Annotated in this window: 25 protein-coding genes; 14 read left to right on the top strand and 11 right to left on the bottom strand. The window is 63.3% G+C overall.

Going from position 1 to position 23,944, the window contains the following annotated elements; all coding sequences use genetic code 11:
- The first annotated feature begins 22 nt into the window (after positions 1-22).
- Positions 23-154 carry a hypothetical protein gene (locus NKJ40_RS10430; protein ID WP_352466017.1) on the top strand — a complete coding sequence of 44 codons (132 nt, stop codon included), beginning with the start codon at positions 23-25 and terminating at the stop codon, positions 152-154.
- A gap of 5 nt (positions 155-159) precedes the next feature.
- On the top strand, positions 160-1,560 hold the full coding sequence (locus tag NKJ40_RS10425; RefSeq protein WP_502903699.1) for an FAD-binding oxidoreductase: 1,401 nt from the start codon (positions 160-162) through the stop codon (positions 1,558-1,560).
- Positions 1,561-1,595: 35 nt separating this feature from the next.
- Here the strand turns inward: NKJ40_RS10425 and NKJ40_RS10420 are convergent, their stop codons facing one another.
- The 3 genes from NKJ40_RS10420 to NKJ40_RS10410 all read right to left on the bottom strand — a co-directional run bounded on the left by NKJ40_RS10420 (position 1,596) and on the right by NKJ40_RS10410 (position 4,731).
- A complete protein-coding gene (locus tag NKJ40_RS10420) occupies positions 1,596-2,525 on the bottom strand; it encodes a pseudouridine-5'-phosphate glycosidase (protein WP_352466016.1) in 930 nt (309 codons plus the stop codon).
- A gap of 12 nt (positions 2,526-2,537) precedes the next feature.
- Entirely contained in the window at positions 2,538-3,647 is a 1,110-nt protein-coding gene (locus NKJ40_RS10415; RefSeq protein WP_352466015.1) for a carbohydrate kinase, read from the bottom strand.
- Positions 3,648-3,882: 235 nt separating this feature from the next.
- Complete coding sequence (locus NKJ40_RS10410; RefSeq protein WP_352466014.1) at positions 3,883-4,731, bottom strand: MurR/RpiR family transcriptional regulator; 849 nt, start codon at positions 4,729-4,731, stop codon at positions 3,883-3,885.
- Between the two features lie 186 nt (positions 4,732-4,917).
- Between NKJ40_RS10410 and murA the strand changes: the two genes are divergently transcribed.
- The 9 genes from murA (at position 4,918) to NKJ40_RS10365 (ending at position 15,574) form a co-directional block, all read left to right on the top strand.
- A complete protein-coding gene (gene murA / locus NKJ40_RS10405; protein WP_352466013.1) occupies positions 4,918-6,174 on the top strand; it encodes a UDP-N-acetylglucosamine 1-carboxyvinyltransferase in 1,257 nt (418 codons plus the stop codon).
- Positions 6,171-7,061: a glucosamine kinase nucleotide-binding domain-containing protein gene (locus NKJ40_RS10400; RefSeq protein ID WP_352466012.1), complete on the top strand. Its 891-nt coding sequence runs from the start codon at positions 6,171-6,173 to the stop codon at positions 7,059-7,061. The genes murA and NKJ40_RS10400 overlap by 4 nt, the downstream gene beginning before the upstream one ends.
- 185 nt (positions 7,062-7,246) lie before the next feature.
- Positions 7,247-8,170, top strand: a complete 924-nt coding sequence (murQ, locus tag NKJ40_RS10395; protein ID WP_352466139.1) for an N-acetylmuramic acid 6-phosphate etherase — start codon at positions 7,247-7,249, stop codon at positions 8,168-8,170.
- A 99-nt stretch (positions 8,171-8,269) separates the two neighbouring features.
- The gene (locus NKJ40_RS10390; protein ID WP_352466011.1) at positions 8,270-9,790 is read left to right on the top strand and encodes an ABC transporter substrate-binding protein; all 1,521 of its coding nucleotides are present in this window, start codon (positions 8,270-8,272) and stop codon (positions 9,788-9,790) included.
- A 34-nt stretch (positions 9,791-9,824) separates the two neighbouring features.
- Positions 9,825-10,784, top strand: a complete 960-nt coding sequence (locus NKJ40_RS10385) for an ABC transporter permease (protein ID WP_352466009.1) — start codon at positions 9,825-9,827, stop codon at positions 10,782-10,784.
- Positions 10,784-11,623 carry an ABC transporter permease gene (locus tag NKJ40_RS10380; protein WP_352466008.1) on the top strand — a complete coding sequence of 280 codons (840 nt, stop codon included), beginning with the start codon at positions 10,784-10,786 and terminating at the stop codon, positions 11,621-11,623. The genes NKJ40_RS10385 and NKJ40_RS10380 overlap by 1 nt, the downstream gene beginning before the upstream one ends.
- Positions 11,620-13,368, top strand: a complete 1,749-nt coding sequence (locus tag NKJ40_RS10375) for an ABC transporter ATP-binding protein (RefSeq protein WP_352466007.1) — start codon at positions 11,620-11,622, stop codon at positions 13,366-13,368. The genes NKJ40_RS10380 and NKJ40_RS10375 overlap by 4 nt, the downstream gene beginning before the upstream one ends.
- A gap of 68 nt (positions 13,369-13,436) precedes the next feature.
- Positions 13,437-14,438, top strand: coding sequence for a serine hydrolase domain-containing protein (locus tag NKJ40_RS10370; RefSeq protein ID WP_352466006.1), 1,002 nt, complete (start codon positions 13,437-13,439; stop codon positions 14,436-14,438).
- A 5-nt stretch (positions 14,439-14,443) separates the two neighbouring features.
- Positions 14,444-15,574 carry an anhydro-N-acetylmuramic acid kinase gene (locus NKJ40_RS10365; RefSeq protein ID WP_352466005.1) on the top strand — a complete coding sequence of 377 codons (1,131 nt, stop codon included), beginning with the start codon at positions 14,444-14,446 and terminating at the stop codon, positions 15,572-15,574.
- Here NKJ40_RS10365 and NKJ40_RS10360 read toward each other — a convergent pair whose 3' ends face one another.
- The gene (locus tag NKJ40_RS10360) at positions 15,575-16,003 is read right to left on the bottom strand and encodes a GNAT family N-acetyltransferase (RefSeq protein WP_352466004.1); all 429 of its coding nucleotides are present in this window, start codon (positions 16,001-16,003) and stop codon (positions 15,575-15,577) included.
- Positions 16,004-16,052: 49 nt separating this feature from the next.
- On the bottom strand, positions 16,053-17,234 hold the full coding sequence (locus tag NKJ40_RS10355; protein WP_352466003.1) for an MFS transporter: 1,182 nt from the start codon (positions 17,232-17,234) through the stop codon (positions 16,053-16,055).
- A gap of 48 nt (positions 17,235-17,282) precedes the next feature.
- Here NKJ40_RS10355 and NKJ40_RS10350 point away from each other — a divergent pair, with 48 nt between their 5' ends.
- The 3 genes from NKJ40_RS10350 to NKJ40_RS10340 all read left to right on the top strand — a co-directional run bounded on the left by NKJ40_RS10350 (position 17,283) and on the right by NKJ40_RS10340 (position 19,427).
- Positions 17,283-17,822: an Lrp/AsnC family transcriptional regulator gene (locus tag NKJ40_RS10350; RefSeq protein ID WP_352466002.1), complete on the top strand. Its 540-nt coding sequence runs from the start codon at positions 17,283-17,285 to the stop codon at positions 17,820-17,822.
- 138 nt (positions 17,823-17,960) lie between these two features.
- On the top strand, positions 17,961-18,500 hold the full coding sequence (locus tag NKJ40_RS10345; RefSeq protein ID WP_352466001.1) for a dihydrofolate reductase family protein: 540 nt from the start codon (positions 17,961-17,963) through the stop codon (positions 18,498-18,500).
- A 9-nt stretch (positions 18,501-18,509) separates the two neighbouring features.
- A complete protein-coding gene (locus NKJ40_RS10340; RefSeq protein ID WP_352466000.1) occupies positions 18,510-19,427 on the top strand; it encodes a sigma-70 family RNA polymerase sigma factor in 918 nt (305 codons plus the stop codon).
- A 74-nt stretch (positions 19,428-19,501) separates the two neighbouring features.
- On the opposite strand, the gene NKJ40_RS10335 is transcribed toward NKJ40_RS10340, so the two are convergent.
- From NKJ40_RS10335 to NKJ40_RS10310, 6 genes are read right to left on the bottom strand one after another with little or no spacing between them, the layout of a single operon-like run.
- The gene (locus NKJ40_RS10335) at positions 19,502-20,761 is read right to left on the bottom strand and encodes an ABC transporter substrate-binding protein (RefSeq protein ID WP_352465999.1); all 1,260 of its coding nucleotides are present in this window, start codon (positions 20,759-20,761) and stop codon (positions 19,502-19,504) included.
- 48 nt (positions 20,762-20,809) lie between these two features.
- Positions 20,810-21,238 (bottom strand): DUF4440 domain-containing protein, encoded by a 429-nt coding sequence (locus tag NKJ40_RS10330; protein ID WP_352465998.1) that lies wholly within the window; start codon positions 21,236-21,238, stop codon positions 20,810-20,812.
- Positions 21,239-21,246: 8 nt separating this feature from the next.
- Positions 21,247-22,302 carry an aldo/keto reductase gene (locus NKJ40_RS10325; protein ID WP_352465997.1) on the bottom strand — a complete coding sequence of 352 codons (1,056 nt, stop codon included), beginning with the start codon at positions 22,300-22,302 and terminating at the stop codon, positions 21,247-21,249.
- Positions 22,299-22,658 carry a TIGR04076 family protein gene (locus tag NKJ40_RS10320; RefSeq protein ID WP_352465996.1) on the bottom strand — a complete coding sequence of 120 codons (360 nt, stop codon included), beginning with the start codon at positions 22,656-22,658 and terminating at the stop codon, positions 22,299-22,301. Before NKJ40_RS10320 ends, NKJ40_RS10325 begins: the two co-directional genes overlap by 4 nt.
- Entirely contained in the window at positions 22,659-23,147 is a 489-nt protein-coding gene (locus tag NKJ40_RS10315; protein WP_352465995.1) for a DUF3830 family protein, read from the bottom strand.
- The gene (locus NKJ40_RS10310) at positions 23,144-23,881 is read right to left on the bottom strand and encodes a GntR family transcriptional regulator (RefSeq protein WP_352465994.1); all 738 of its coding nucleotides are present in this window, start codon (positions 23,879-23,881) and stop codon (positions 23,144-23,146) included. The genes NKJ40_RS10315 and NKJ40_RS10310 overlap by 4 nt, the downstream gene beginning before the upstream one ends.
- Positions 23,882-23,944: the final 63 nt, after the last annotated feature.

The following is a 23,944-nucleotide window of genomic DNA, read 5'->3' as shown; positions in this document are numbered from 1 at the left end:
CGACCTGTTACAGGAGCGGCGCATGGCGACAGCAACTGACTGTATTTTTGGCGGGTTTTCCGCACTTTTTCTTTCCAGCGAAATTCGCGTCAAGCCGCTCCTGCAATCCTCGCCGGTCTTCGCGTGCGTCGCATCGCTATCTGCGCGCCAATAGCATCCGTGAGCGCCCTCTCCTCGCGAACCGCCGAGCTTCTGTCGCGACTTGAGGGTCGGCTGGTCCGGTCGGCGATCGTCTCGGCCGATGAGGCCGGGCCGCGTTACAGGGAAGACCCCGACGGCAAGACCGGTGCGCGGCCGGAGGTCGTGCTGCGACCGCGCACTGCCGGCGAGGTGTCGGACATACTGCGCCTCTGCAATGAGGCGGGGCAGAGGCTTGTGATCCAGGGTGGCCGGACCGGGCTCGCCGGCGGCGCTCGCATCCAACCCGGCGAAGCTGTGCTGTCGCTGGAGCGCATGACTTCCGTTGAAGCTCTCGACCGCGAGGCGGCGACCATCATCGCCGAGGCCGGCGCGCCGCTGCAAACGGTGCAGGACGCCGCCGATGAGGCCGGCTTGCTGTTCGGCGTCGACATCGGAGCGCGCGGCACGGCGACCGTCGGCGGCAATGTCGCCACCAATGCCGGCGGCATGCGCGTGCTGCGCTACGGCATGTACCGGGCGCAGGTGCTTGGCCTGGAAGCGGTGCTTGCCGACGGCAGTATCCTGACCTCGCTCAAGGGTTTGGCGAAGGACAACTCCGGCTACGACCTCAGCCAATTGTTCATCGGCAGCGAGGGCACGCTCGGCGTGGTCACGCGCGCATGCCTGCGGCTGCATCCGAAGCCAGCCACCGAGATCAACGCCTTCTGCGCGCTTGCTTCGCTGGACGCAGCGATCACGTTGCTTGCGCTGCTCATGCGGAAGCTCGGGCCCTTGCTGTCGGCCTATGAGGTGAATTTCGCACCGCTCTATGGCGCCATGATCACCGGAATGGAGGCGCCGGCGCCGCTGCCCGCCGGCTCGCCCGTCTATGTGCTTGCCGAGATACAGGGCAGCGAGCCCGACCGCGACGGCGAACGTTTTGCCGCGGTGCTGATGCAGGCGGTTGAAGATGGCGTGATCGACGATGTGGTCGTCTCGCAATCGCCGCGCGAATTCCGGGCGCTCTGGGCGGTGCGAGAAGAGGCCAACCGTTTCCTGTTTTCGATGGCAGGCCTGATTGGCGTCGATGTCAGCATCCCGCTGGCGAAAATGGGGACTTTCCTGCGCGAAACAGAAGTCGCCATCAAGGCCATCGACTGGGGCGCAGACATCTACGTCTTCGGCCATCTCGGCGACGGCAATCTGCATTATCAGGTCCGCACCGTGGATCCGGCGGCCGCATACAGCGTCGTCTACCGCGGTGTCGCCGGCGCTGGCGGTGGCGTTTCGGCCGAACATGGCATCGGCCTCGACAAGAAGGAATGGCTGCATCTGGTGCGCAGCGATGCCGAGATCGCAGCCATGCGCCGCTTGAAAGCAGCCTTCGACCCGAACAACATCCTCAATGCCGGGCGCATCTTCGACCTCGCGCCGGGCTGAAATCGAAGGCCGGTAGCGCTGGCCGGGTACTGCGTCTATCTGGTCGCGCTCTTCAATTCCGCATGCGCCACCGCGATGCGGGCGGCGAGCGCGGCGTTGTTGCGGACCAGCGCGATGTTGGCCCTCAGGCTGCGGCCTTGCGAAAGCTCGTTGATGCGGGCGAGCAGAAACGGCGTTAGTTCCTTGCGCCCGATGCCGCGCTTCTCGGCCTCAGCCACGGCCGCTGCGATCGTGCCGTCGATGAACGCCGGATCGAGCGCATCCGCTTCGGGGATAGGGTTGGCGACGAGGATGCCGGTGCCGGATTCCATCACGTCATGCAGCAGCATGGCTCGCGCGATCTCGTCGGGCGTGTCGAGGCGATGATCGGCCTTGAGCCCGCTGGAGCGGGTATAGAAGGCCGGAAAATCGTCGCTCCGGTATGCGATAACCGGTACACGCTGGGTCTCCAGGTATTCCAGCGTCTTCGCAATATCGAGGATCGACTTAACTCCGGCGCAGACGACGGTCGTGCCGGTTTGGCCGAGTTCGGTCAGGTCTGCGGAGATATCGAAAGTGGCTTCGGCGCCGCGATGCACGCCGCCGACACCGCCGGTCGCAAAAATGCCGATGCCGGCTAAAGCGGCGATCCGCATCGTCGCCGAGACGGTGGTTCCGGCCGAGCCGCCACGCACCATGATGGCGGCGAGATCGCGCCCGGACGCCTTGACCACGCCCTTTGCCGCCGCCAGCCGCTCCAGTTCACGATCATCGAGCCCGACCTTAATCTTGCCGGCGACCACCGCGATCGTGGCGGGCACGGCGCCGTTTTCACGCACCACCGTCTCGACACCACGGGCAGTTTCCAGATTGGCCGGATAGGGCATGCCATGGGTGATGATAGTCGATTCCAGTGCCACCACCGCGCGGCCTTCATCAAGCGCGGTAGCGACTTCGTCGTTCAAGTGGACAAGGGAAGGTTTCATATCATCTCGCTTTCAGGCAGGAATGCGGTACATGCCGGCGGCAAGGAAGCGCGGCGACAGATCAGGATGGACGCTGGATTCGCTCTCGGTAGTCAGCGTGGCAAGCAGCGCGCCGGTGCGCACGGCATGAGCGAGCGGCTCACCCGAAAGCACCTTGTACAGAGTGCCGGCGATCATCGCGTCACCGGCGCCGGTGATGTCGACGGGCTGGGCCGGGACGGAGTGCATGGTCGTCACACCGCTCTCGGTCGCAACGGCAAATCCATGCGCGCCTACGGTCACGATCACCTCGCCAGCGCCGGCCGCGCGCAGCGCTGCCGCTGCCTCCTCCGGCGTCAGCCGCTTGTCGGCATCCGTCATGCCGAGCATCGTACTGGCCTCGTCATGGTTGGTGAACAGAAGGTCGATGCCGGTCAGGTCCTTCGGCAGCCGCGCTGATTTCGGCGACGAGACCGTGTCGACGGCGAGCTTGAAGCGCGCGCCCTGCTTGCGCGAGATCAGTGCTGCGAGGGTCGCAGCCGGCAGATTGCAGTCGATGAACACCCATGTCGCTGATGCCAGATGCGGCCAGAAGCGGTCGAGATAGGGCGACGAAAACAGATCGAAGATCTCCATGTCGGCAATGCCGAGCACGAGATCATTGTTGCGGTTGAGGATGGCCGCATATTCGGCCGTCGGCCGTTCCGTGGTGGTGATGACCTGACTGACATCGGCGCCAAGATCGCGCAGGTGCCGCACCAGCGAGCGGCCGGTTTCATCGTCGCCGACGATCGAGACGAAGCTTATGTCGACGCCGAGGCGTGCAAGGTTTTCGGCGACGTTGCGGGCAACCCCGCCGAAGCTGCGATAGCCGTCGACCGGGTTCGACGTCTCGAAGATCAGATCCTTCTTGGCGTGGTATTTGCGGTCGAGCACCGCGCCGCCGACGCAGACCATGCGCTTGGACGTCGGCAAGACGTAACCACGGCCGAGAATGTAGCCCTTGTTGACGAGTTGCACGATGTGGGCCGCGACCGTCGAGCGGGCGATGCCGAGCACCGTTGCTATGTCCTGCTGGCCGGCGAATGGGTTCGCCGCAATGAGGTCGAGAACCGCTTGTTCCTGTGCTCCAAGGTCGTCCATTGTTTATCCGGCCCGTCAAATTCAAGGCTTTCAATATTCAGACAACAGATGCTGTTGTCAACATTTGTTTGTTCGCCGCATTGGCCACCGGCGCCCGCCAGCGGACTCCCTGGCCGCCTGACGAGGAGAGCGGTTGCGACGCATTGAAGAAAAGTACTTCACCAAAGAGGTCGAAACTTGCTCTTGGCGGCGTGCAGGGAGGACTGAGTGCCTTTACGCGAAACTGCGAAGGCCGCTAAGCCTTCAGCACCGAGACGGCCAGTTCGCTGTTGTGGACGTATTCGTTGGCGTCAGGCTGTTTCTGCACGAGCAGGATGAACAGCAGGTCGGTTAGCGTCAGTTGTGCATCACGCGCGGTTATCGATGACGAGCGCGCGCGCTCTTCATCGGCGATCGTGTGGAGGCGAATGTCGGCAGCCCGGCTCAGCGGATTGTCGCGAAGTCCGGTGACGGCGATAACGGTGGTGCCACGTTTGCGGGCAAGTTCAGCTATCCGCAGGGTTTCGATGCTCGCCCCGGAATAGGAGAGCGCGAACAGCACGTCACCTCGTCCAAGCGTCGAGACATTGGCCATTTGCACATGGCTGTCGCTGTCGTGCAGCACGTTGCGGCCGAGCTTCATCAGCTTGTAGGAAAAGTCGCGCGCCACCAGCGAGGATGCGCCGACGCCGGCCAAATGAATGCGGCGCGCACAATTCAATGCTTCGAGGGCCTTGCCGATTTCCTGCTCGGTGTTGGCGGCGACGGTCTGTTGCATCGACAAAAGCTTGCTGCCGATCAGCTTGCGCAGGATGACCAGATAGCTGTCGCCGACCTCGATCGAACCGTGGATCATGCCGGCCGGCACGTGCCATTCCTGCGACTTGGCCTCGCTGACGGCGAGCTTAAGCTCCTGATAACTGGCATAGCCGAGCTTCTGGCTGAACTTGACGACGCTCGACTGGCTGCGGCCGATCTCGGCGGCAAGCCCCGCCGTCGATAGGCGGAGCATCTGGTCGGGATTATCGACGATATACCGCCCGATCTCGCGGTCGCCGGGCGCCATGACTTCGAGCTTGGCCTCGATCTTCTTCAGGACGGACATGCGTTCCCCCGTTGCCTGTCATCGACAATGCCAAGCCAAGGAATAAATTATTCCGTCTCTGATTGACAGCCAAGAATGAACCATCAAATCTCGACCGGTGCGGTTTCGGCCCAGCCTTCGGGCATGTCGACGATTCGGACATGAAAGATCGTAGACTCGCCGGCAGCTCGGGATTAGGTCACAGCCATGGACAAATTGCGGATCGTCGGCGGACACAGGCTTGAGGGCGCGGTGACGATCTCCGGCGCCAAAAACGCGGCCTTGCCGCAGATAGCGGCGGCGTTGCTCAGCCCGTATCCGCTGCAGCTGACCAACCTGCCTGAGGTGACGGATGTCGACAACATGCTTGGCGTCGTCGGCCTTCATGGGGCCGAAGTCACCAGATCGGCGCATGCCGCCACAATCGATACCAGTGCTGCCGTCTCCAGGGAGACAAGCTACGATACAGTCAGGCGCATGCGGGCGACGGTGCTGGTTCTCGGCCCGCTGCTTGCCCGCTTCGGCCATGCCCGGGTTTCGCTGCCTGGCGGCTGCGCGATCGGCGCACGGCCGGTCGACATGCATGTCGCCGCACTTGCGGCACTTGGCGCCGATATCGCGATCGAAAACGGACTGATCGTCGCGTCTGCGCCGAGCGGACTGAAAGGCGCGCGCATCGTCTTGAGTTCACCGTCGGTCGGCGCGACCGAAACTGCGATGATGGCGGCGACGACTGCAAAGGGAGAAACCGAGATCCTGAATGCGGCGCGCGAGCCGGAGGTGGCCGATCTTGCCGCCTGCCTGAACGCCATGGGCGCGCGGATCGAGGGTGCCGGCACGCACCGCATCCTGATCGAGGGCAGCACAGGCTGGCGCGCCGCCACGCACGACATCATCCCGGACCGGATAGAGGCGGGCACCTATGCCGTCGCAGCGGCTATCACCGGCGGTCAGCTCGAGCTGACCCACGCGCGGCTCGAGCACATGGCATCCGTCGTCCAGCTGCTCGAAGCAGCCGGTGTGAAAATATGGCCGGGCGACCGCGGGCTGATCGTCTCGAGAGACGGGCCGCTCAAGGCGGTCGACGTAACGACGGAGCCCTATCCGGGCTTTCCGACCGATCTCCAGGCGCAGTTCATGGCGTTGATGTGCTGTGCCGAGGGCGCTTCGCTTTTGCGCGAGACTATCTTCGAGAACCGCTTCATGCATGTGCCCGAACTGATGCGGCTCGGCGCCAACATCAAACTGCAAGGCACCATGGCGCTGGTGCGCGGAGGCGAGAAGCTGAAGGGCGCGCAAGTGATGGCGACCGACCTGCGCGCCTCCGTCTCGCTCGTGCTGGCAGCGCTGGTGTCCGAGGGCGAGACGACGATCAACCGCGTCTATCATCTCGACCGCGGCTACGAGCAGTTGGACCGCAAGCTCCGCCTGTGTGGCGCCCAGATCGAACGAATAAGGCAATGAGTGCCGGTGGGGCGTCTCCGCATTATTTCCTGGGCGTCGATGGCGGCGGAACCGGCTGCCGGGCGCGTATCGAAGACGAGGCAGGAACCGTGCTCGGGCACGGCCTGTCGGGCCCGGCGACAACGCGGCTCGGTATAGAGACGGCCTGGGCCTCGATTGCCAAAGCCTTTGGCGCGGCGATCGAAGAGGCAGGGTTCACGGCGGCGGAAATCGCCAGGGTCCGCGCCGGCATCGGTGTTGCCGGCATCGGCCGTAAGGGTGCGCTCGAGGCGTTTCGTGGCATCGAACATCCCTTTGCGAGTATCGACTTCGTCAGCGACGGCATCGCGGCATGCCTTGGCGCGCATTCGGGTCAAGACGGCGCCATCGTCATAGCCGGGACCGGTTCGATCGGGCTCGGCTTTGTCGAAGGGCGCGACCTGCGCGTTGGCGGCTACGGTTTTCCGATTTCCGACGAGGGCAGCGGCGCCGATCTCGGACTGAAGGCAGTGCAGCTTGCCTTGCGTGCCCATGACGGCCGGCATGAGCGGACGGCGCTGCTGGCCGAGGTGCTGCAGCGCTTCAAGGACGATCCGTTCGAGGCGGTGGCCTGGATGGACCGCGGCAGCGCGACGGACTATGCCGCAATGGCGCCCATGGTGATCCGCCATGCCGACCAGGGCGATCCGGCCGGTCGGCGGATCGTGCAGGGCGCTGCCGAGCAGATCGACACGTTCGTGCGGGTGCTGTTCGAAAATGGCGCGCCGCGGGTTACGCTGCTCGGAGGTTTGTCCAGCCCGCTTGAGCCATGGCTCGCTCCCGACGTCCGCCGACGGCTGAAGCCGGCCGACGGCGATGCGGTTTCGGGAGCCATAATCCTGGCCAGAAAATCGCTCTGCCGCCAGTGATGCCTTGCCCGGCAAGGAATATAATATTCCTACTTTCCGTTGACAGAGGGAATATCGAATTCTAAAAAGTTAACGAAACAGAACCGGCACGGCCGGTACGGAGCCGACGGCCAGGTGCAGGCACTGGACGCCGCTTACCGCGGGCATCACAGTCCTGCTCGCAGTCGCACTTGAAAGTAAGCGAAGTGGTCGAACAAGGGTTGATGTCGGAGCTGGAGCGGCTGGTTTCCGAGGACCGGAACCCAAAGACGATGGACATCGATCTGTTGCCGACCCTCGAGGTGCTGCGCAAGATCAATGACGAGGACAAAGGCGTTGCGGCAGCCGTCGAGAAGGTCATCCCCGATATTGCTGCGGCCGTGGACCGGATCGTGAGTGCGTTCCAGAAGGGGGCACGCCTTGTCTATATGGGCGCCGGCACCAGCGGCCGGCTCGGCGTCCTCGACGCCTCGGAATGTCCGCCGACCTTCGGCGTACCCGAGGACATGGTGGTGGGCCTGATCGCCGGCGGCGTCGACGCGCTGATGCACTCTGCGGAAGGCGCCGAGGACGATCGGAAACAGGGAATAAAGGCGCTGCAGGACATCAAGCTGACCGCCGGCGACGTGGTGGTCGGCATCGCTGTCAGCGGACGCACACCCTATGTCATCGGCGGCTTGACCTATGCCAAGGAGGTGGGAGCCACCACCGTGGCGCTGTCCTGCAATCCTCGATCGACCATTGCCGGCATTGCCGATATTGCCATCTCTCCGGTGGTTGGCCCGGAGGTTCTCACCGGCTCGACCCGGCTGAAATCGGGAACCGCGCAAAAGCTGGTGCTCAACATGCTGTCTACCGCCAGCATGATCCGCATCGGCAAGAGCTATCAGAACCTGATGGTTGACCTCAATCCGAGCAACAAGAAGCTTGTCGCCAGGGCGATCATGATCGTGATGCAGACGACCGGCTGCGCGGCGCAGCAGGCACGACAGGCACTCGATCAGACCGGCAATGATGTAAAACTGGCAATCCTGGTGACGATCACCGGCGTGGGCGTCGAAGAAGCACGTAAGGCGCTTGCCAACGCGGGAGGTTTCCTGCGCAAGGCGATAGGCGAAAAGACGGTGTAAGACCGCATGGATACTGGGCCGATGTTCCGGGGCGTGTGTCCCTTTGAAGCGGTCCGGGGAACTGCAAGGCATCTGGTCTAACAATAATGGGAGACGACAATGGTACGGCACATTGGCAAGAAACTGCTTTCCGGCATGACGCTCGCGGCAATGGTTGGCATCGCCGCGCTACCGGTGCAGGCGAGCGCGGCGACGCTGCATATGGCGTGGTCGCAGGACGCCACCGGTCTTGATCCCCACAAGCAGACGGCATTCTCCTCACTGCGGCTGCTGGAGCTGATTTATGAGCCACTGGTGCGGCTCGACGCAAACCTGCAAATCGCGCCCGCGATTGCCGATTCATGGCAGTTCTCGCCGGACGGCAAGGAGTTGAGTTTCAAGCTCAATCCGAAAGCAAAATTCCAGAACGGCGCCGCCGTGACCTCGGCCGACGTCAAGGCATCGTTCGAGCGCATACTCGACGAGAAGACGGGCGCGGCCGCGCGCGCCAACTTTCTCTCGATCGCCAGCATCGACACGCCCGATCCAGCCACCGTCGTGTTCCACCTCTCGCAGCCGGATGTGCCGATCCTGACGGCGATGAGCGACGTCAATGCCGCGATCGTCCCGGCAAGCGAAATCACGGCGGGCTCGATCGGCACGACGACGATCGGCTCGGGTCCGTTCAAGCTCGAGAAATGGGATCCGAATTCCAAGGAAGTGCTTGTCGCCAACAAGGATTGGGCGGGCGGCACGACCGGTGTCGACGGCATCGAGATCAGCGTGCTGCCGGACGAGACGGCGATCCTGGCAGCGATGCGCACCAAGCAGATCGATTTTGCCTTGCTCAACGATCCGCTTGTCGCCACGCTGGTGCCCAAGGAAGCCAGCCTGCAGTTGAACCGCGTGCCGGTGCTTGCCTATCACGTGCTGCAGCTCAATCCTTCCCGCAAGCCGATGACCGAACTCAAGGTGCGTCAGGCGCTCTCCTGCGCCATCGACCGGCAGGAAGTGCTGGACACCGCCTCGCTCGGCGAAGGCAAGGTTACCGGCCCGCTGACCATCCCGGCGCTGGCGACCGATCCGAACCAGTTGTTCTGCTACAAGCGCGACATTGAGAAGGCCAAGCAGTTGATGGCCGAAGCCGGCTATGCCGACGGCTTTTCGGCGACCGTGATCGGCGCCACCGGCGAGCCGCCGACGGCAGCGGCGGAAGCCCAGGTCATCCAGTCGCAACTCGCAGAAATCGGCGTGAAGCTCGATATCAAGATGATGGAGCTCAACGTCTATGTCGACGCCTGGCTGAAGGGCGATTTCGACATGGCCGTCGCGCTGAACGGCGGCAGGGCCGATCCCTACACTATGTACAACCGCTACTGGACCAAGACGGGCAATCTGCAGAAGGTGGCGAACTATATCGACGACACGCTGGACAGCCTTATGCAGAAGGGCCGCACCGAGACCGACCCGGCAGCACGCAAAGCGATCTTCGCCGACTTCGAGAAGCACATCACTGAGATGTCGCCCTGGATCTGGCTCTACACGTCCTACAGCTACACGGCACAGCAGAAGAATATCGCAGGATTCGAACCGGTGCCGACAGGTTCGCTGTTCGGCCTCGCCAAGGTGACGATCCAGTAGCTGCTTCGATGCCGGACGAGAGGACATTCTTCGCGTGAACTATCTGATGCGGCGACTGGCGACCTTCCCTCTCGTCCTGCTTGGCGTGTCCATCGTGGTGTTCCTGGCGATCCGGATGGTTCCGGGCGATTCGATCACGGCAATGCTGGGGACCGAAGCCGGCCTGCTGACGCCGCAGCAGCGCGATGCGCTTGCAGCTTATTTCGGCATCGACCAGCCCTGGTTCATCCAGTACTGGCGCTGGCTGCTTGGTCTTTTCCAAGGTAACCTCGGCATTTCGTCCACCTATGGCAGGCCGGTGCTCGACGTCATCCTCGAGCGTTTCCCGCTAACGTTGGAGCTCGCCCTGCTGTCGATGGTCATCGCCCTGGGTGTCGGCATGCCGGCCGGGATCTTTGCCGCCACTCATAATGAAAAGCTGTCCGACCTCGGCGTGCGCGTTGTCGCAATGATCGGGCAGTCGACGCCGAACTTCGTCCTTGCCCTGCTGATCATCTACACGCTGTCGGCGGGGTTTGGCGTTTTGCCGGCGATGGGTGAGTTTTCGCCGCTGTGGCAGGATCCGCTGCGCAATCTCGGCCAGCTGTTGCTGCCCGCCGTGACGCTCGGTTTTGCCTTCGCGGCTTCGGTGACCCGTATATCCCGTTCGGCGATGCTCGATGTGCTCAGCGACGATTATGTCAGGACGGCGCGCAGCAAGGGCGTTTCGGCGCGCGACGTCATCTGGCGGCATGCTTTGCCCAACGCGCTCATCCCGGTCGTGACGCTGAGCGGCATAGAGTTCGGCTATCTCCTGGGCGGAGCAGTCATCGTCGAGCAGATCTATGCACTGCCCGGTCTCGGCCGCATGGTGCTGGATGCCATCCTGCAGCGCGACTACGCGCTGGTGCAGGGAAGCGTGCTGTTCATCGCCTTCAACTTCATGATCGTCAATCTCCTCGTCGACCTCGCCTATGTCGCGCTCGACCCGCGTATTCGGCTAAGCGAGCACTGATGGCGACATTGCGGGCTATACTTGCGCACACCAGCGGCCGCATCGGCGGTGCCATCGTTGCGCTTTATCTGCTGCTTGCCATGCTTGGCATGCTGGGACTGACGCCGGACAATCCGCTGACGCAGCACCGGGTCGAGCGGCTGCATGCGCCTGACGGCACCTACTGGATGGGCACGGACCTGTTCGGCCGCGATGTAGCAAGTCGGCTGATGACCGGGATCGGCCAGTCCTTCATCGTGGCCTTCTTTTCGGTCGCCTTCGCGACACTGGCCGGCACCGTGCTCGGGCTGGCGGCAGCTTGGTTCGGGCGCCGCTGGGACGGCCTGGTGATGCGCATCATGGACGTTCTGCTGGCGTTCCCGGCGATCCTGCTGGCGCTGCTGATCGTCGCGGTTGCGGGACCGGGAACCTCGACCAGCGTCATTGCCATCGCCATCGTCTACACGCCGATCTTCACGCGCGTCGTGCGAGGTCCGGCTCTGTCGCTCAAGGCGCGCGAGTTCGTCGACGCGGCCCGCACGTTCGGCAGCAGTGCGGGCTATATCGTAACACGGCATCTGCTGCTCAATCTGGTGGCGCCACTGACGGTTCAGGTGACGCTGGCGCTGGCCTGGGCACTGCTGACCGAAGCCGGCTTAAGCTTCCTCGGGCTCGGCACGCAGCCGCCCGCCGCGTCGCTCGGCCTGATGCTGAGCGACAGCCGCAATCTGATGGAGACAGCTCCCTGGCTGATGATCTTCCCGGGGGTGGCGATCATGATCAGCATCCTCGGTTTCAACCTGCTCGGCGATGCGTTGCGCGATGTCCTCGACCCGAAGATGCGGAGATCGATCGCATGATCCCGCTGCTGTCCGTCAGCGGATTGCGCGTCGGCTTCGGCCGCAACCCGAAAGCCAATGAGGTCGTGCGCGGCGTCAGCTTCGAGCTCGCCGATGGCGAAACGCTGGCTATCGTCGGCGAAAGCGGTTCGGGCAAGTCGGTCACCGCGCTGTCGATCAATCGCCTCGTCGATTATGGCGGCGGCCGCATCACCGCGGGCTCGATCAAGCTGAGACGGGCCGACAACAGCATTTTCGACCTGACCGCCGCGGCCGAGCCGCAACTGACGAAGATCCGCGGCGGCGAAATCGGCATGATCTTCCAGGAGCCGATGAGCTCGCTCAATCCGGTGCTGACCATCGGCAGGCAGATCGAGGAATCGTTTCGCCTGCATCGCGGCCTGACCGGTCGGCAAGCGACGGCGGCGGCCAAGGACGCGCTCGACCGCGTGCGTATTCCCGACGCTGCACGGCGGCTGAAATACACGCCCAACCAGCTTTCGGGCGGCATGCTGCAGCGGGTGATGATCGCCATGACGCTCGCGTGCAACCCGCGCCTGCTCATTGCCGACGAGCCAACGACGGCGCTGGATGTTACGGTGCAGGCGCAGATCATGGCGCTGCTCGCCGAGTTGAAGCAGGAAACCGGGATGTCGATGATCTTCATCACCCACGACATCGGTCTGGTTGCGGGCATCGCCGACAAGGTGATGGTGATGCAAAGCGGAGAAGCTGTCGAGCAGGGCGCGCTGAACCAAATATTGGACGATCCGCGGCATCCCTATACGCGGCATCTGCTACATGCGGTGCCGCATTTCGCCAGCGGCAGTGCGACACGCAGGGACGCGCAACGCGAAAAGCAAACAGCTACCGAGCCGGCGCTGAAGGTCGATGGCCTCGTAGTGCGATTTCCGGTCAAGGCTGGATTTTTCAGCCGTGTCACCGGTGCCGTGCACGCAGTGGACGGTGTGGATTTCGAGCTGATGCCGGGCGAGACATTGGCGGTCGTCGGCGAGAGCGGTTCCGGAAAGTCCACCACCGCCCGTGCGATTCTGGGGCTGGTGCGCTCGACGCGCGGCACAATCTCGGCCAGCGCGCGCAAGGCCGCCGCCGGGCAGAGCGCCCTTCCCGTGCAGATGGTGTTCCAGAATCCCTATGGCTCGCTCAATCCCAGACTGACCATCGAAAGCATCCTCGCAGAGCCGGTGATCGCCACCGGCGGACGGATAACTGTTGAAACGCGGGCGAAAATGGCCGCGCTGTTGAAACGCGTCGGCCTTCCGGAAAACAGCCTGCAGCGCTATCCGCACGAATTCTCCGGCGGCCAGCGGCAACGCCTGTGCATCGCTCGCGCGCTGATGCTCAATCCTTCGGTTGTCGTCCTCGACGAAGCGGTTTCGGCGCTCGATGTGTCGGTGCAGACCAGGGTGCTGGAGCTCTTGATCGAGCTGCAGCGTGAATTCGGGCTGGCCTATCTGTTCATCTCGCATGACATGGCTATCGTCGAGCGGATCGCCCATCGCATCGCGGTCATCTATGCCGGCCAGATCGTCGAGATCGGCGATGCCAGATCGGTGCTCTCGGAGCCGAAGCACTCCTATACCAAACAGCTTATCGCGGCCGTTCCCACCATAGACCGGCGGCATGAACGTTTCGAGCTCGACACGCGCCAGGTCCCCTCGCTCGTGCGTCCGCTGGGATTTGAGCCGGGCCCGGCCAATTGGCAGCAATTCGGGCCGGATCATAGAGCACGGGTGGACGTGTGATGATTATCACCCGAAAGCATGCAGAGTCAGACGGACAGCCCCTCGCTGCCTTTCAGACGGAGGCCGCAATGATCGACCATGATATCTTCGACCGCGCATTCGCCCCGCTCGAAGCGGCCGTGGCTGCATCGCGCATTCCAGGCGGCGTGCTCGGCATAGTCGACCGGGACGGCGAACGCATCGTCCGAGCAATCGGCTCGGCTCAGCGCGTGCCGAAGGTGCGGCCGATGCATGCCGAAACATGGTTCGATCTGGCGTCGCTGACCAAAGTCATCTTCACCACGCCGCGAATCCTGGCGCTGGCGGAAGAAGGGGTCATCGATCTCGACGCACCGCTGATCTCGGTCCTACCCGACCTGCGCCAATATGACGAAAAAGCCTGGGAACGGAAGGTGACGTTTCGCCAGTGTCTCGGCCATCAGACGCCGTTTCCCGCCGTCGCGCCGATCTACACCTATGGGCGTGACCCCGAGCTGCTGCGCGCCTTCATCCTGCAGCGCGAATGGCAGGCTGGGGAGCCAGTCTATTCCGATATCAACTTCATCCTGCTCGGCTTTGTGCTGGAGCGCCTGTCCGGCAAGACCATTCGCGACATGGATCCCGGCCCGGGCTTCGCGTTCTCCGCCGAACCGGATCGAGCGGCGGCGACCGAAGACTGCACATGGCGCCATCGCGTGCTGTCAGGCGAGGTCCACGACGACAATTGCTCGGCATTGCAAGGGGCCGCTCACGCCGGGCTGTTCGGAACGGCAGCTTCGGTCCTCGACTTTGCGCGAGGGCTGCTCGACGGGACCGGCGCGTCGCAGCGTTCGATAGCGCTGATGCGCACGCCCTTGTCGGCAACCCGCACCCATGGCTGGGAGCGACCCTACGAAGGCTGGTCCGGCGGCGGGCTGTGCAGCCCCGAAACCATCGGGCATACCGGCTTCACCGGCACCGGGCTTTGGGTCGACTTCGACAAAGGCAGAGCGTGGACCTTGCTCACCAACCGGATCCATCCGACACGTCATTTCAACAGCGGGATCGCAGCGCTACGGCAATCGGTCGGCGATCTCGTCAATGGAGCCTGACAATCATGAATCCGAAAAATGGCGAACCAATGTGGGCCGTTGGCCTAATGACCGGCACCGTGCTGGACGGCAATATCGACGTCGCGCTGATCAAGACCGACGGCGAACGGATCGCGGATTTCGGCACCTACACGCTGGCCCCCTACCCGCAGTCGATCCGGACCTTGCTGGAAGAGACGCTTGGCCAGGCAAGGAGCTGGAATTTCACCGGGCCGGAACCGGCAATCTTCCGCGAGGCCGAAGAGGCGCTGACGCGTGCGCAGTCTGCGGCGGTCAAGGATCTTGTCGAAAGCCACGGCCTGACCATGGCCGACATCGGCGTCGTCGGCTTCCACGGCCAGACCGTGCTGCACCGTGCCCCGCAAGCCGGCCGGCTTGGCCAGACCCGCCAGCTCGGCGATGGCGAGCTGATGCATGCCATCCTGGGCACCAAGGTCGCCTATGACTTCCGCTCGGCCGACATGCGCGCCGGCGGCCAGGGCGCGCCGCTGTCGGCCGCCTATCACGCCGCGCTGCTGCGCGAAGCCGACGCTAGCGGCGACACAGCGGTGCTCAATCTCGGCGGCGTCGCCAACATCACTTGGTGGGACGGCAAGGACAATGTCGTTGCCTTCGACACCGGGCCGGCCAATGCACCGCTGAACGATTTCATCAAGTCGAAGGGGCTCGGCGAAATGGACCGCGACGGCGCCCTTGCCCGCGCCGGGACGGTCGACGAGGCACGGTTGGCCAAGCTCCTGCAGCACCCGTATTTGACCAAGCCCTATCCAAAATCGCTGGACCGGTTCGATTTCGGCGCCTCTATGGCGGACGGGATGAATGCCGAGGATGGCGCAGCCCTGCTGACGGCCTTCACCGCGGCCGCCGTCGGCAAGGCGCTCGATCTTCTGCCACACCGGCCGAAGCGGCTGGTGGTCAGCGGCGGCGGTCGCCACAACCCGACGATCATGGCCATGGTTGCCAGCCGCGCCGGTGTCGACGCCGTGCCGGCCGAGGCGATGGGCTGGAAGGGGGATGCGGTGGAGGCGGAGTGCTTTGCCTTCCTGGCAGTGCGCGTGCTCAGGGGCTTGCCGATCAGCTTCCCCAGTACGACCGGAGTGCCCCAGCCGATGCGCGGCGGACGCCTTGCCGGCTAACTAAGCCGACAATTTCTTCTGCAGGAAGATACGGCTGCGGCCAATGGGGAAATCGGCAAGCACGCCGAAGGGCAGATAGCCCTGGCGCTCATAGGCCTTGGCAGCCTTGGGATTGAACGTGTCGATCCAGGCGCCGTGACAGCCGCGGGCGATCGCCTCCATCTCGGCCGCCTCGAGCATCGTGCCGGCCATGCGCTGGCCGCGCAGTTTTTCATCGACCCAGAGCCATTGCACATAGAGCCAGCCCCAGGCGGTGTATCCCGAGATGCCGGCGACAATAGCGCCGCGCTCATCGCGGACGAACACGGCCAATGTCTTCCTGCCGGAGGCGCCGACATCGCTGTCGTTGAACGCCGTAAGCCGCTCTCCAAGAAAAGCGAGCTCGTGCGGCAAGGGATCGGCGGTTGTCTCAAGCGTTGTATTGTCCATCCAACGAGCATCTATCGAAGGACCGGACCGAGACGCAAGCCTTGCTGCGCTATAGCTTCGGCGAACGCCACGCCGCTGCCGCAGCAGCGATCAGCATGAGCAAAGCTGCAACCACCGCCGATGCTGCAAAACCGAACGTGGAATAGAGCGGTCCGAACGCCGTGGTGCCGACGAACACCGCAAGATAGGTCACCGCGCTGTTCAAACCCATGATCGTGCCGCGGCGCGCAGGGTCGAGCGCCGACAGGCGCATCACCAGGACGTTCAGCCCGAAATGATTGGCAAGGCCCCAGACGGCTATCATCGCTATGGTCAGATGAAAACTACTGCTTGCCGCGGCAAGCACTACATAGACGGCCGCGACAAGCAGATAGGCAAATGGCATGACACGCCGCGCGCCCAGGCGGTCGATAACGCCGTCAAGAAGTGCCGCCGCACCAAAGCCGGCGCCATAGGCGAGCGCGGCAAGCCCATTTGCACTGACCGGCCGTCCCAAGCCGTTGTGAAGGTGATCGCCAAGATAGCCATAGACACCGTAGAACGCGGTCATGAAGGCGGCGCAGGCAACCAGAAGCGGCACTATGCCGGGAACGGCCAAAGCGCCCAGTGGCGTCGGAGCCGAACCGCTCTTCCTGACATCGCTGAGCGACGTCAGAGACAGGCTGGCCAATGCGAGTGCTGCGAGCACCGCGACCGCCGCGAAAACGGCGCGCCAATGCACCAGATCGGCAAGCACGGCCGACAGCGAAACCCCGGCGACCATGCTCAGCGTCCAGCCGGTCAGCACGACGCCTATGGTGCCGCTTTCACGACCGGGCGGCGCAATCGCGGCGGAGCTGGCATAGATTGCCGGCATGGCGACACCTGCTGCGATGCCGGCGAGAAGCTGGGCCGCGACCAGCGCCGTCACTGTCGGCGCAGCGGCGCTGGCGACGAGCGCTATCGCCAGCAGCAGCAACGCCCCTTGCAGCATGCGGCGGGCGCCAAGCCGATCGATATAACGCGCCAGGAACAAGGCGCTTGCCGACGTACCGAGCCCGAAGGCAGCGGACGCTGTCATGACCGCCGGCACGCTTGTGCCGAAGGACGCGGCCACAGCCGGTGCGATCGGACTGAGCACCAGCGAGTTCGAGCCGATCACGGCAATGCACCCGGTCAGCAGGTAGGCGAGTGCCGGGATTGGCGGCTTGGGGGCCGCGGCGAATGTGGCGACTTGATCACTGTTCGACATACGGCAATAATGGCCGTATTAAATTCTGCATCAATCGGGAATTTTAATATGGATGAAGAAACAGATGGCATTCCGCAGAACAGGCCTGCCGCCCGCGATATCGATGCAATCGACCGAAAAATATTAGGCGTTCTGGTCGACGACGCCACGATCAGCTATGCCGAGCTCGGCGACCGCGTCGGCCTTTCACCGCCGGCAGCCCATGAACGCGTCAAGCGCCTGCGGCGCAGCGGCGCCATCCGCAACACCGCGGTCATCATCGATCCCAAGGCGGTGCACAAGCCGCTGCTTGCCTTCGTCCATATCGACACCAAGGGGTGGGGAAAGACGCCCGAGCTGATGGCAATCTCCGAACACCCCGAAGTCGAGGAGATCCATTCGGTGGCCGGCGACACATGCATGCTGATCAAGGTCCGCACCGAGGACACGCGGGCGCTCGAGGGCCTGCTGTCGCGCCTCTACGAAACACCCGGCGTCACCTCGACGCGAAGCTACGTCGTGCTCTCGACCTATCTCGAGCGGCCGGTGCAGCCGGGGATTACGACGGAGTGGCCGACGCCCCGGCACATGGCCAAGCCACTCTATTAACTCAAACGATCCTCGCGCGTATCCAAAGTCGAACCGGGAACGTCTTAGACACTGCATCCTGTGGTTATCCATCGGGCCGTTTCGTTTTCGCCGGTTCTTGGGTCTCACGGATGCCTGTTGCGCAACCGGAGACACGCGATGAGAAAATTGATCGTGGGCAGCTTCATTTCGCTGGACGGCGTCATCGAGGCACCAATGGAATGGGCGTCACCCTTCTTCGACGAGGAGATGAAGGAGCACTCATATGAAAAGGCCGGCGAGGCGGATTTTTTCCTGCTCGGCCGCGTCACCTATGAAATGTTTTCGGCGCGCTGGCCGCAGGTCAAAGGCAGCAAGTACATGGACCGCATGAACGGGCTGAAAAAGTTAGTCGCGTCGCGCAGCCTCAAGGCGGTGAGCTGGAACGCGTCTCTGATCGAAGGCGACGTCGCTGCCGAAATCGCTGGGATCAAGCAGCAGGCCGGCGGCAACATGTTGAAGTATGGAGTGAGCAATCTCGACCAGACGCTGCTCGCCAACAGGCTTGTCGACGAGTATCAACTCTCGATCGTGCCGATCCGTGTCGGCCGTGGCAAACGCGCTTTCCAGGATGTCGACCCGTCCCTGGTCAAGCTGGAGCTTATAGATACGCACCGTTTCAAGAACGGGGTCATTACGCTGACCTATGTCCCGCTGTGATCGAGTACCATGAAGATGCAGCCAAGACTTGACCCGACCGGCCTTTTCGACGTCCGCTACGCCGGCTTCCTGGAGACGGTCGCGCATTTGCGTGGACGGCTGCACCGCTACTGCGCACGCATGACCGGTTCGACGCTCGACGCCGAAGACGTGATGCAAGAGGCGCTGTTCGAGGCCTATCGGAAGATCGAGAAGCTGGACGATGCGAGTGCTCTTCGCCCCTGGCTGTTTCGCATCGCACATAATCGCTGCATCGATTTCCTGCGAAGCCGGCAGGTGCGCCAGCAGGCTGAGGCCAATTTCGCCGAGGACGAGATCATCCTGCCGGTCGAGCCGGCGGGCCAGGGCGCGGATCGCGCCATCGAGCGGCTGGTGATCCACCTGCCGCCCAAGGAGCGCGCCTGCGTCCTGCTCAAGGATGTCTTCGACTATTCGCTGGACGAGATCGCCGATCTCGTCGGCTCGACCGCGGGTGGCGTCAAGGCTGCGTTGAACCGAGGCCGCTCGAAATTGGCCGCCTTGTCGGGCGAGCCAATCGTCCGTTCGGAGCCCAAAAGCGATCCGGAACTTCTGGAATTGCTCAGCCGCTATGTCGAACTATTCAACCGCCGCGACTGGGACGGGGTACGGGCGTTGACCAGCGCCGACGCACAATTGCGGGTTGCGGATTGCTTCAAGGGCAGGCTGTCGGAATCACCTTACTTCGTCGAATACGAAAGAGCCTCGACGGCCTGGAAAATAGCGATTGGCGAGATTGATGGCGAGGCGGTGCTGCTCGTGCTTCACCATGGCGAAGACGGTTGGAAGCCGGCCCATCCGGTTCGGATCGAAGCCGCCGGCGGGATCATCAATCGCATCACTGATTATTATGCCTGCCCCTGGATCGTGCCGGCGGCTGGTGCGGTGGTCGTTTTCGGGCCGGCCTAACCGGCAGCGGGACCTGCAATTGTCCGGCATCGACCTCAATGAAATGGGATCGATGCCGGAAGGAGCATAGTCGCTTACTGAAGCTTCGCCTGCAAGGCGTTGACGTCATCCGTCGTGATTTCGCCGTCGGTCGTCACCTTGCCGTCGACGATCTTCCAGAGCCGGAACGGGCCGGTGATGTCGCCATACTTGTCGAAGGCGACCGGCCCGATGACGCCTTCGTAGCGGATCGGCTTGCCTTCCTTTATCAGGCCGAGCGCCTTGGCGAATTCGTCCTTGCCGGCATAGATCGGCGTGCCGGCCGGGTCGACTGCCTTGTACATCGCATCCTTGATCTTGGCCGGATCCTCGGAGCCGGCAATGGCGATGGCCAAGCCGACGATGGCGCCGGCGTCATAGGATCGGTCGGCCGCCGGGTTCGAAGGTTCGATGCCCGAAAATTCCTTGTAGTTCTTGGTGAAATATTCGGTCGATGCGGTCGGGCTGGTGCCAGAGGACGTGCCATAGGCGTCCTTCAAATAGTCGGCGCCAACGGATTCGATGAAGTCCGGGCTGTTCATGCCGTCATTGAGCAGGAATTTCTGGACACCGCCCTGCGAAATCCAGGTGCGGGCGATGGTTGCGCCGTCGACAGGCGTGCTGACGAGATAAAGCCCATCCGGTTCGCCGGCCATCGCCGCGGTCACCTCCGAGGCATAGCTCGACTGCTTTTCATTGTAGGGCGTGTCGGAGACGATGGTGCCGCCGAGCGCCTTATAGGCGCGCGAGAATTCCGCCACCATATTAACGCCGAAGTCGTTGTTGACGTGGATAACCGACAGCTTCTTGAAGCCTTTGTCGATGGCATATTTGGCGGCGGCGACGCCTTGCAGTGCGTCCGACGTGATGGTGCGGAAGAAGATGCCGTTGGTCTTGCCGTCGCGCCCAAGCGCCGTCAGCGTCGGCGACGAGGAAGCAGGCGACACCTGGACGATCTTGGCCGGAGCGGTGACCGAGGTCAGGATCGGGATCGACACCGAGGAAATGATGCCGCCGATGATCACTGGCACCTTCTTGACCTGCACGAGTTGTGTCGCGGCATCGACCGCGATGTTGCCCTGGCTCTGGCTGTCGCGCGTGTCGGTCGCGAGATCGCAGCCGCGCACGCCGCCAGCATCGTTGATGTCGCGGAATGCCATCTCGACCGACTTGGCGCCTGCCTGGCCGTATTCGCCGGCCGGGCCGGTCAGTTCCATGACGAGGCCGACGGTGATCTTGCAGTCGGCGGCGTGCGCTGCGCCGGCCGCTGTCAGCAGAGCCAGCGCGGTGGTGATCTGAAGTATGGTCTTTTTCATTGTTGTTCCCCTTTCGTTACACGACTCTCATTGATGTCTTGAGCCTGTTCAGCCTTCAGGCATCTGCAGCCAGGTTTCATGCAGATGTCGCCATTCGACGCCGTTGGGCGCCGATGAGCTGGTGGTGAAGACGGCACTCGAGCGGCGGCGGCTGTGCTTGCCCCCGCGCTGCTGTGCTTCGATGTAACAGACGACGATCGTGTCGCCTGCCTGCCAGCCGGCCCGGATATCCTCGATCGAGATACTGAAATCGTCCTCAGAGGTCGCGCGGCTTGCCCTGATATGGTCGAACACGGCGTCACGATCGAGGACCTGGCCGTCCGGCGCAACCATGCAGAAGCCTTCGCCCATGACGCGTTCGAAGCGCCTGAAATCTGCATTGTCCGCACTCGCCGCATTGAACCAGTCGACGAAGAAGCGGTGGAGATCGACCACCTCGGCGCTGGCGCGGGAAAGCAAGGAGGGCTGTTCGTCCATAGCCGCGTTCATTTCCTGCCTGCATTCAAATTGTAATGCATGATTGAGCCGTGGCGGCCGTGACGGTCGCGTTCCAATGTGTAGACGTCGCCCAGCGGCCCACGGCTTTGCGCGATCACGGCAGCGATCCTCGCCCGGTCGTCGACATCGAGCGCGATGTCCATGATTCTGGCATTGGCAAGGGCGTGCGCCTGGTTGCGGGCGCCGATGATAACGGCCGCCACTTGCGGCTGCTCCAGCACCCAGGCGCTGGCGATCGTTGCGATGTCGACGGCGTGGCGGTCGGCGACGGCCTTCAGTGTGCGAAGCAATTCCTGGAAAAGCTCCCAACCGCCGAAGTCGTCGATGATCAGCTTGTATTTCACCAGCGACCGGTTTTCGAGCGGCGTCTGCGGCTCGGCAACGCCAAGCCATTTTTCGCTGAGGAAGCCGCCCGCCACCGAACCGTAGCAGAGGAAACTGACGCCATGCCGGCTGGCGAGTGCTGCAAGGCTGTTGGCCGGCCGCTGGTCGAGCACGGAGTATTGCAATTGCTGGCTGACCAGCGGCACACCTGCGGCCAGGATCTCGGCCAGCCGCGGCGTATCGAAGTTCGTGGTGCCGATGTTGCGCACCTTGCCTTCCCTGCGGATTTCGTCGAGCCAGCCCATCGCATCGATATAGCGGGGCACCGAATAGTCCCACCAATGGAACTGCACAAGATCGAGGCGCTCAGTCTTCAACCGCCGCAGCGACTGGTCGACGATGCTGCTGATGTAGTCGCGGCTGATCGTGGAAAGCCGTTCGAGGTCAGGCACCAGCTTGGTGTGCACCTTCATCTTGGCGGCAGCGTCGAGGCCACGCTCATTGGCAAGGCGCAGGCGCGCCGCGCCGATCAGCTCTTCGACACCGGTATAGATATCGGCGCAATCATAGGTCCTGATGCCGGCGTCGAAGGTGGCGATCAGGTCGGTCACCGCCTGTTGGCGGTCGATCGCGCCGTGCCCGCCGGCAAGCTGCCAGCCGCCGCGAATGACCCGCGAGATCGTATAGCCGGGGCTGAGCTCGAAAGCCTTGGCGGTCATCTCCGGTCATTCTCCTTCGGCAGCGGCACCGCCGTGGTCTCTGAATGGCTGAACCGCCGCTTGCCGGTCCTGATGATCCGCAGCCGGCTGGCGCAATTGGGGTCGGGACAGGCGATCTCGGCGTCCGATGTCATCCAGTCGTTCCTGTGGGTCGGGCGCTGCTTTGCTGCCAGCAGCGGCAACACGGCCGCGATGGAATAGATCGAGAAACCTTGCCCCGCCGGCATCGACAGCATCTCGCCCTTCAACTCGAAATGGTCGCCGGGCTTGGCGCCGCAATAGATCGGCCTGCCCTCGGGGATAACCGCCTCGACGCGAAGGTCGAAGAGTTCGAAACTGTCGTCGGTCTCAGCCATTCAGATCTCCACCCGGGTGAAGGTAATGTCGCAGGCGCCGTTGCGGCGGATCACGCCACAAGCGGCTGCGAATTTATCGCGCTCCTCAGGCACTACCTGCGCGACGACGCTCCCGGCAAGCCAGCCGATCGGGAACAGCAGACGCGCACCCTGTCCATAAAACAAGCCGATATCGAAGATGGCATTCGGGTTGCCACCCCACATACGCGGCGGCACGTAGGACAACACGATGTCACCCGGCTGCGGCGTCAGCGTTGCGTTCTCCGCAGGCAAGGGCCTGGCATAGGTTTGGCCCTCAAGGTCGGCTGATGGAACCGGGCAGGAGATTTCCGGCCCCGTCCACATCGCATGGATGCCGGCAACGATTCGCGGCTGCTCGAGATAGGCCAGCAGGAAGGCAGCGTTATCGGGCGCCTTTTCAGGCAACAGCAGCGCGGTCACGGAAAGCTGCGAGCGCGGCTCGGTGATGCTGATGCCAGGCGCCGTCATGCCCTCAATCCTTCCTTGCTTGTGGACTGGAGCTTGTCGCGTAGAAAGGCGAAGGGCCGGCTGATGTCGGCCACCAGCGCCTCGCGCGCCGCTTGCGCATCCTGCCTGGAAAGCGCTGCGACGATGCTGCGGTGGTAGTGGGCCGTATCGACCTCGCCGGCGTCGGAGAAGGCGTAGATGGCAACGCGGATACAAGGCCCGGATTGCAACCACAGGCTCTCGATCATCGGGATCAGCACGGCGGAACCGCAGCAACGGTAGATCTCGAAATGGAAGCTCTGGTTGAGCGTCGCCTCGCGATCGATATCCTTCTTGTGCTTCAGCGCCCGCATCTCGTCCCATTCGCCGAGCATGGCCTCGACCGAAGCAATCTGGCGCGCGTTCATGCGCGTGGCGGCCAGGGCGATCGCTTCGCCCTCGATCAGGGAGCGGGCCCGCAAGAGGTCGTCGATGCGTTCCAGCGTGATCGGCGGCACGCGCACCGATCGGTTGGGAAGCGCCTCCAGCGCCTTCTCGGTGATCAGCCGCCCAAGCGCCTCGCGCACCGGCATGGTGCTGGTGACCAGCGCGTCGGCGAGGCCGCGGATGGTCAGAACCTGGCTCGGCTCGAAAAGGCCGCCGATCAAGGCGCGGCGCAGCTCCGAATAGACGCGGTCCTGCACGGTCTCGCGGCCGACCGGAGTAAGCTGGGCCGCGATCACCTCATTGTTCTTTTCGATGGCGGCCTTCTGCATGGGCAATCCCGGTCTTGGCCGTTTTCGGCTTGCGGAAGAAATTAAAGCCGAATAGCGTGATCA

Source organism: Mesorhizobium sp. M0119 (assembly GCF_040322615.1).
In the GTDB taxonomy this organism is placed as follows: Bacteria; Pseudomonadota; Alphaproteobacteria; order Rhizobiales; family Rhizobiaceae; genus Mesorhizobium.
Note: the sequence above shows the minus strand (reverse complement) of the source record. Positions and strands in the feature narration are given on the sequence as shown.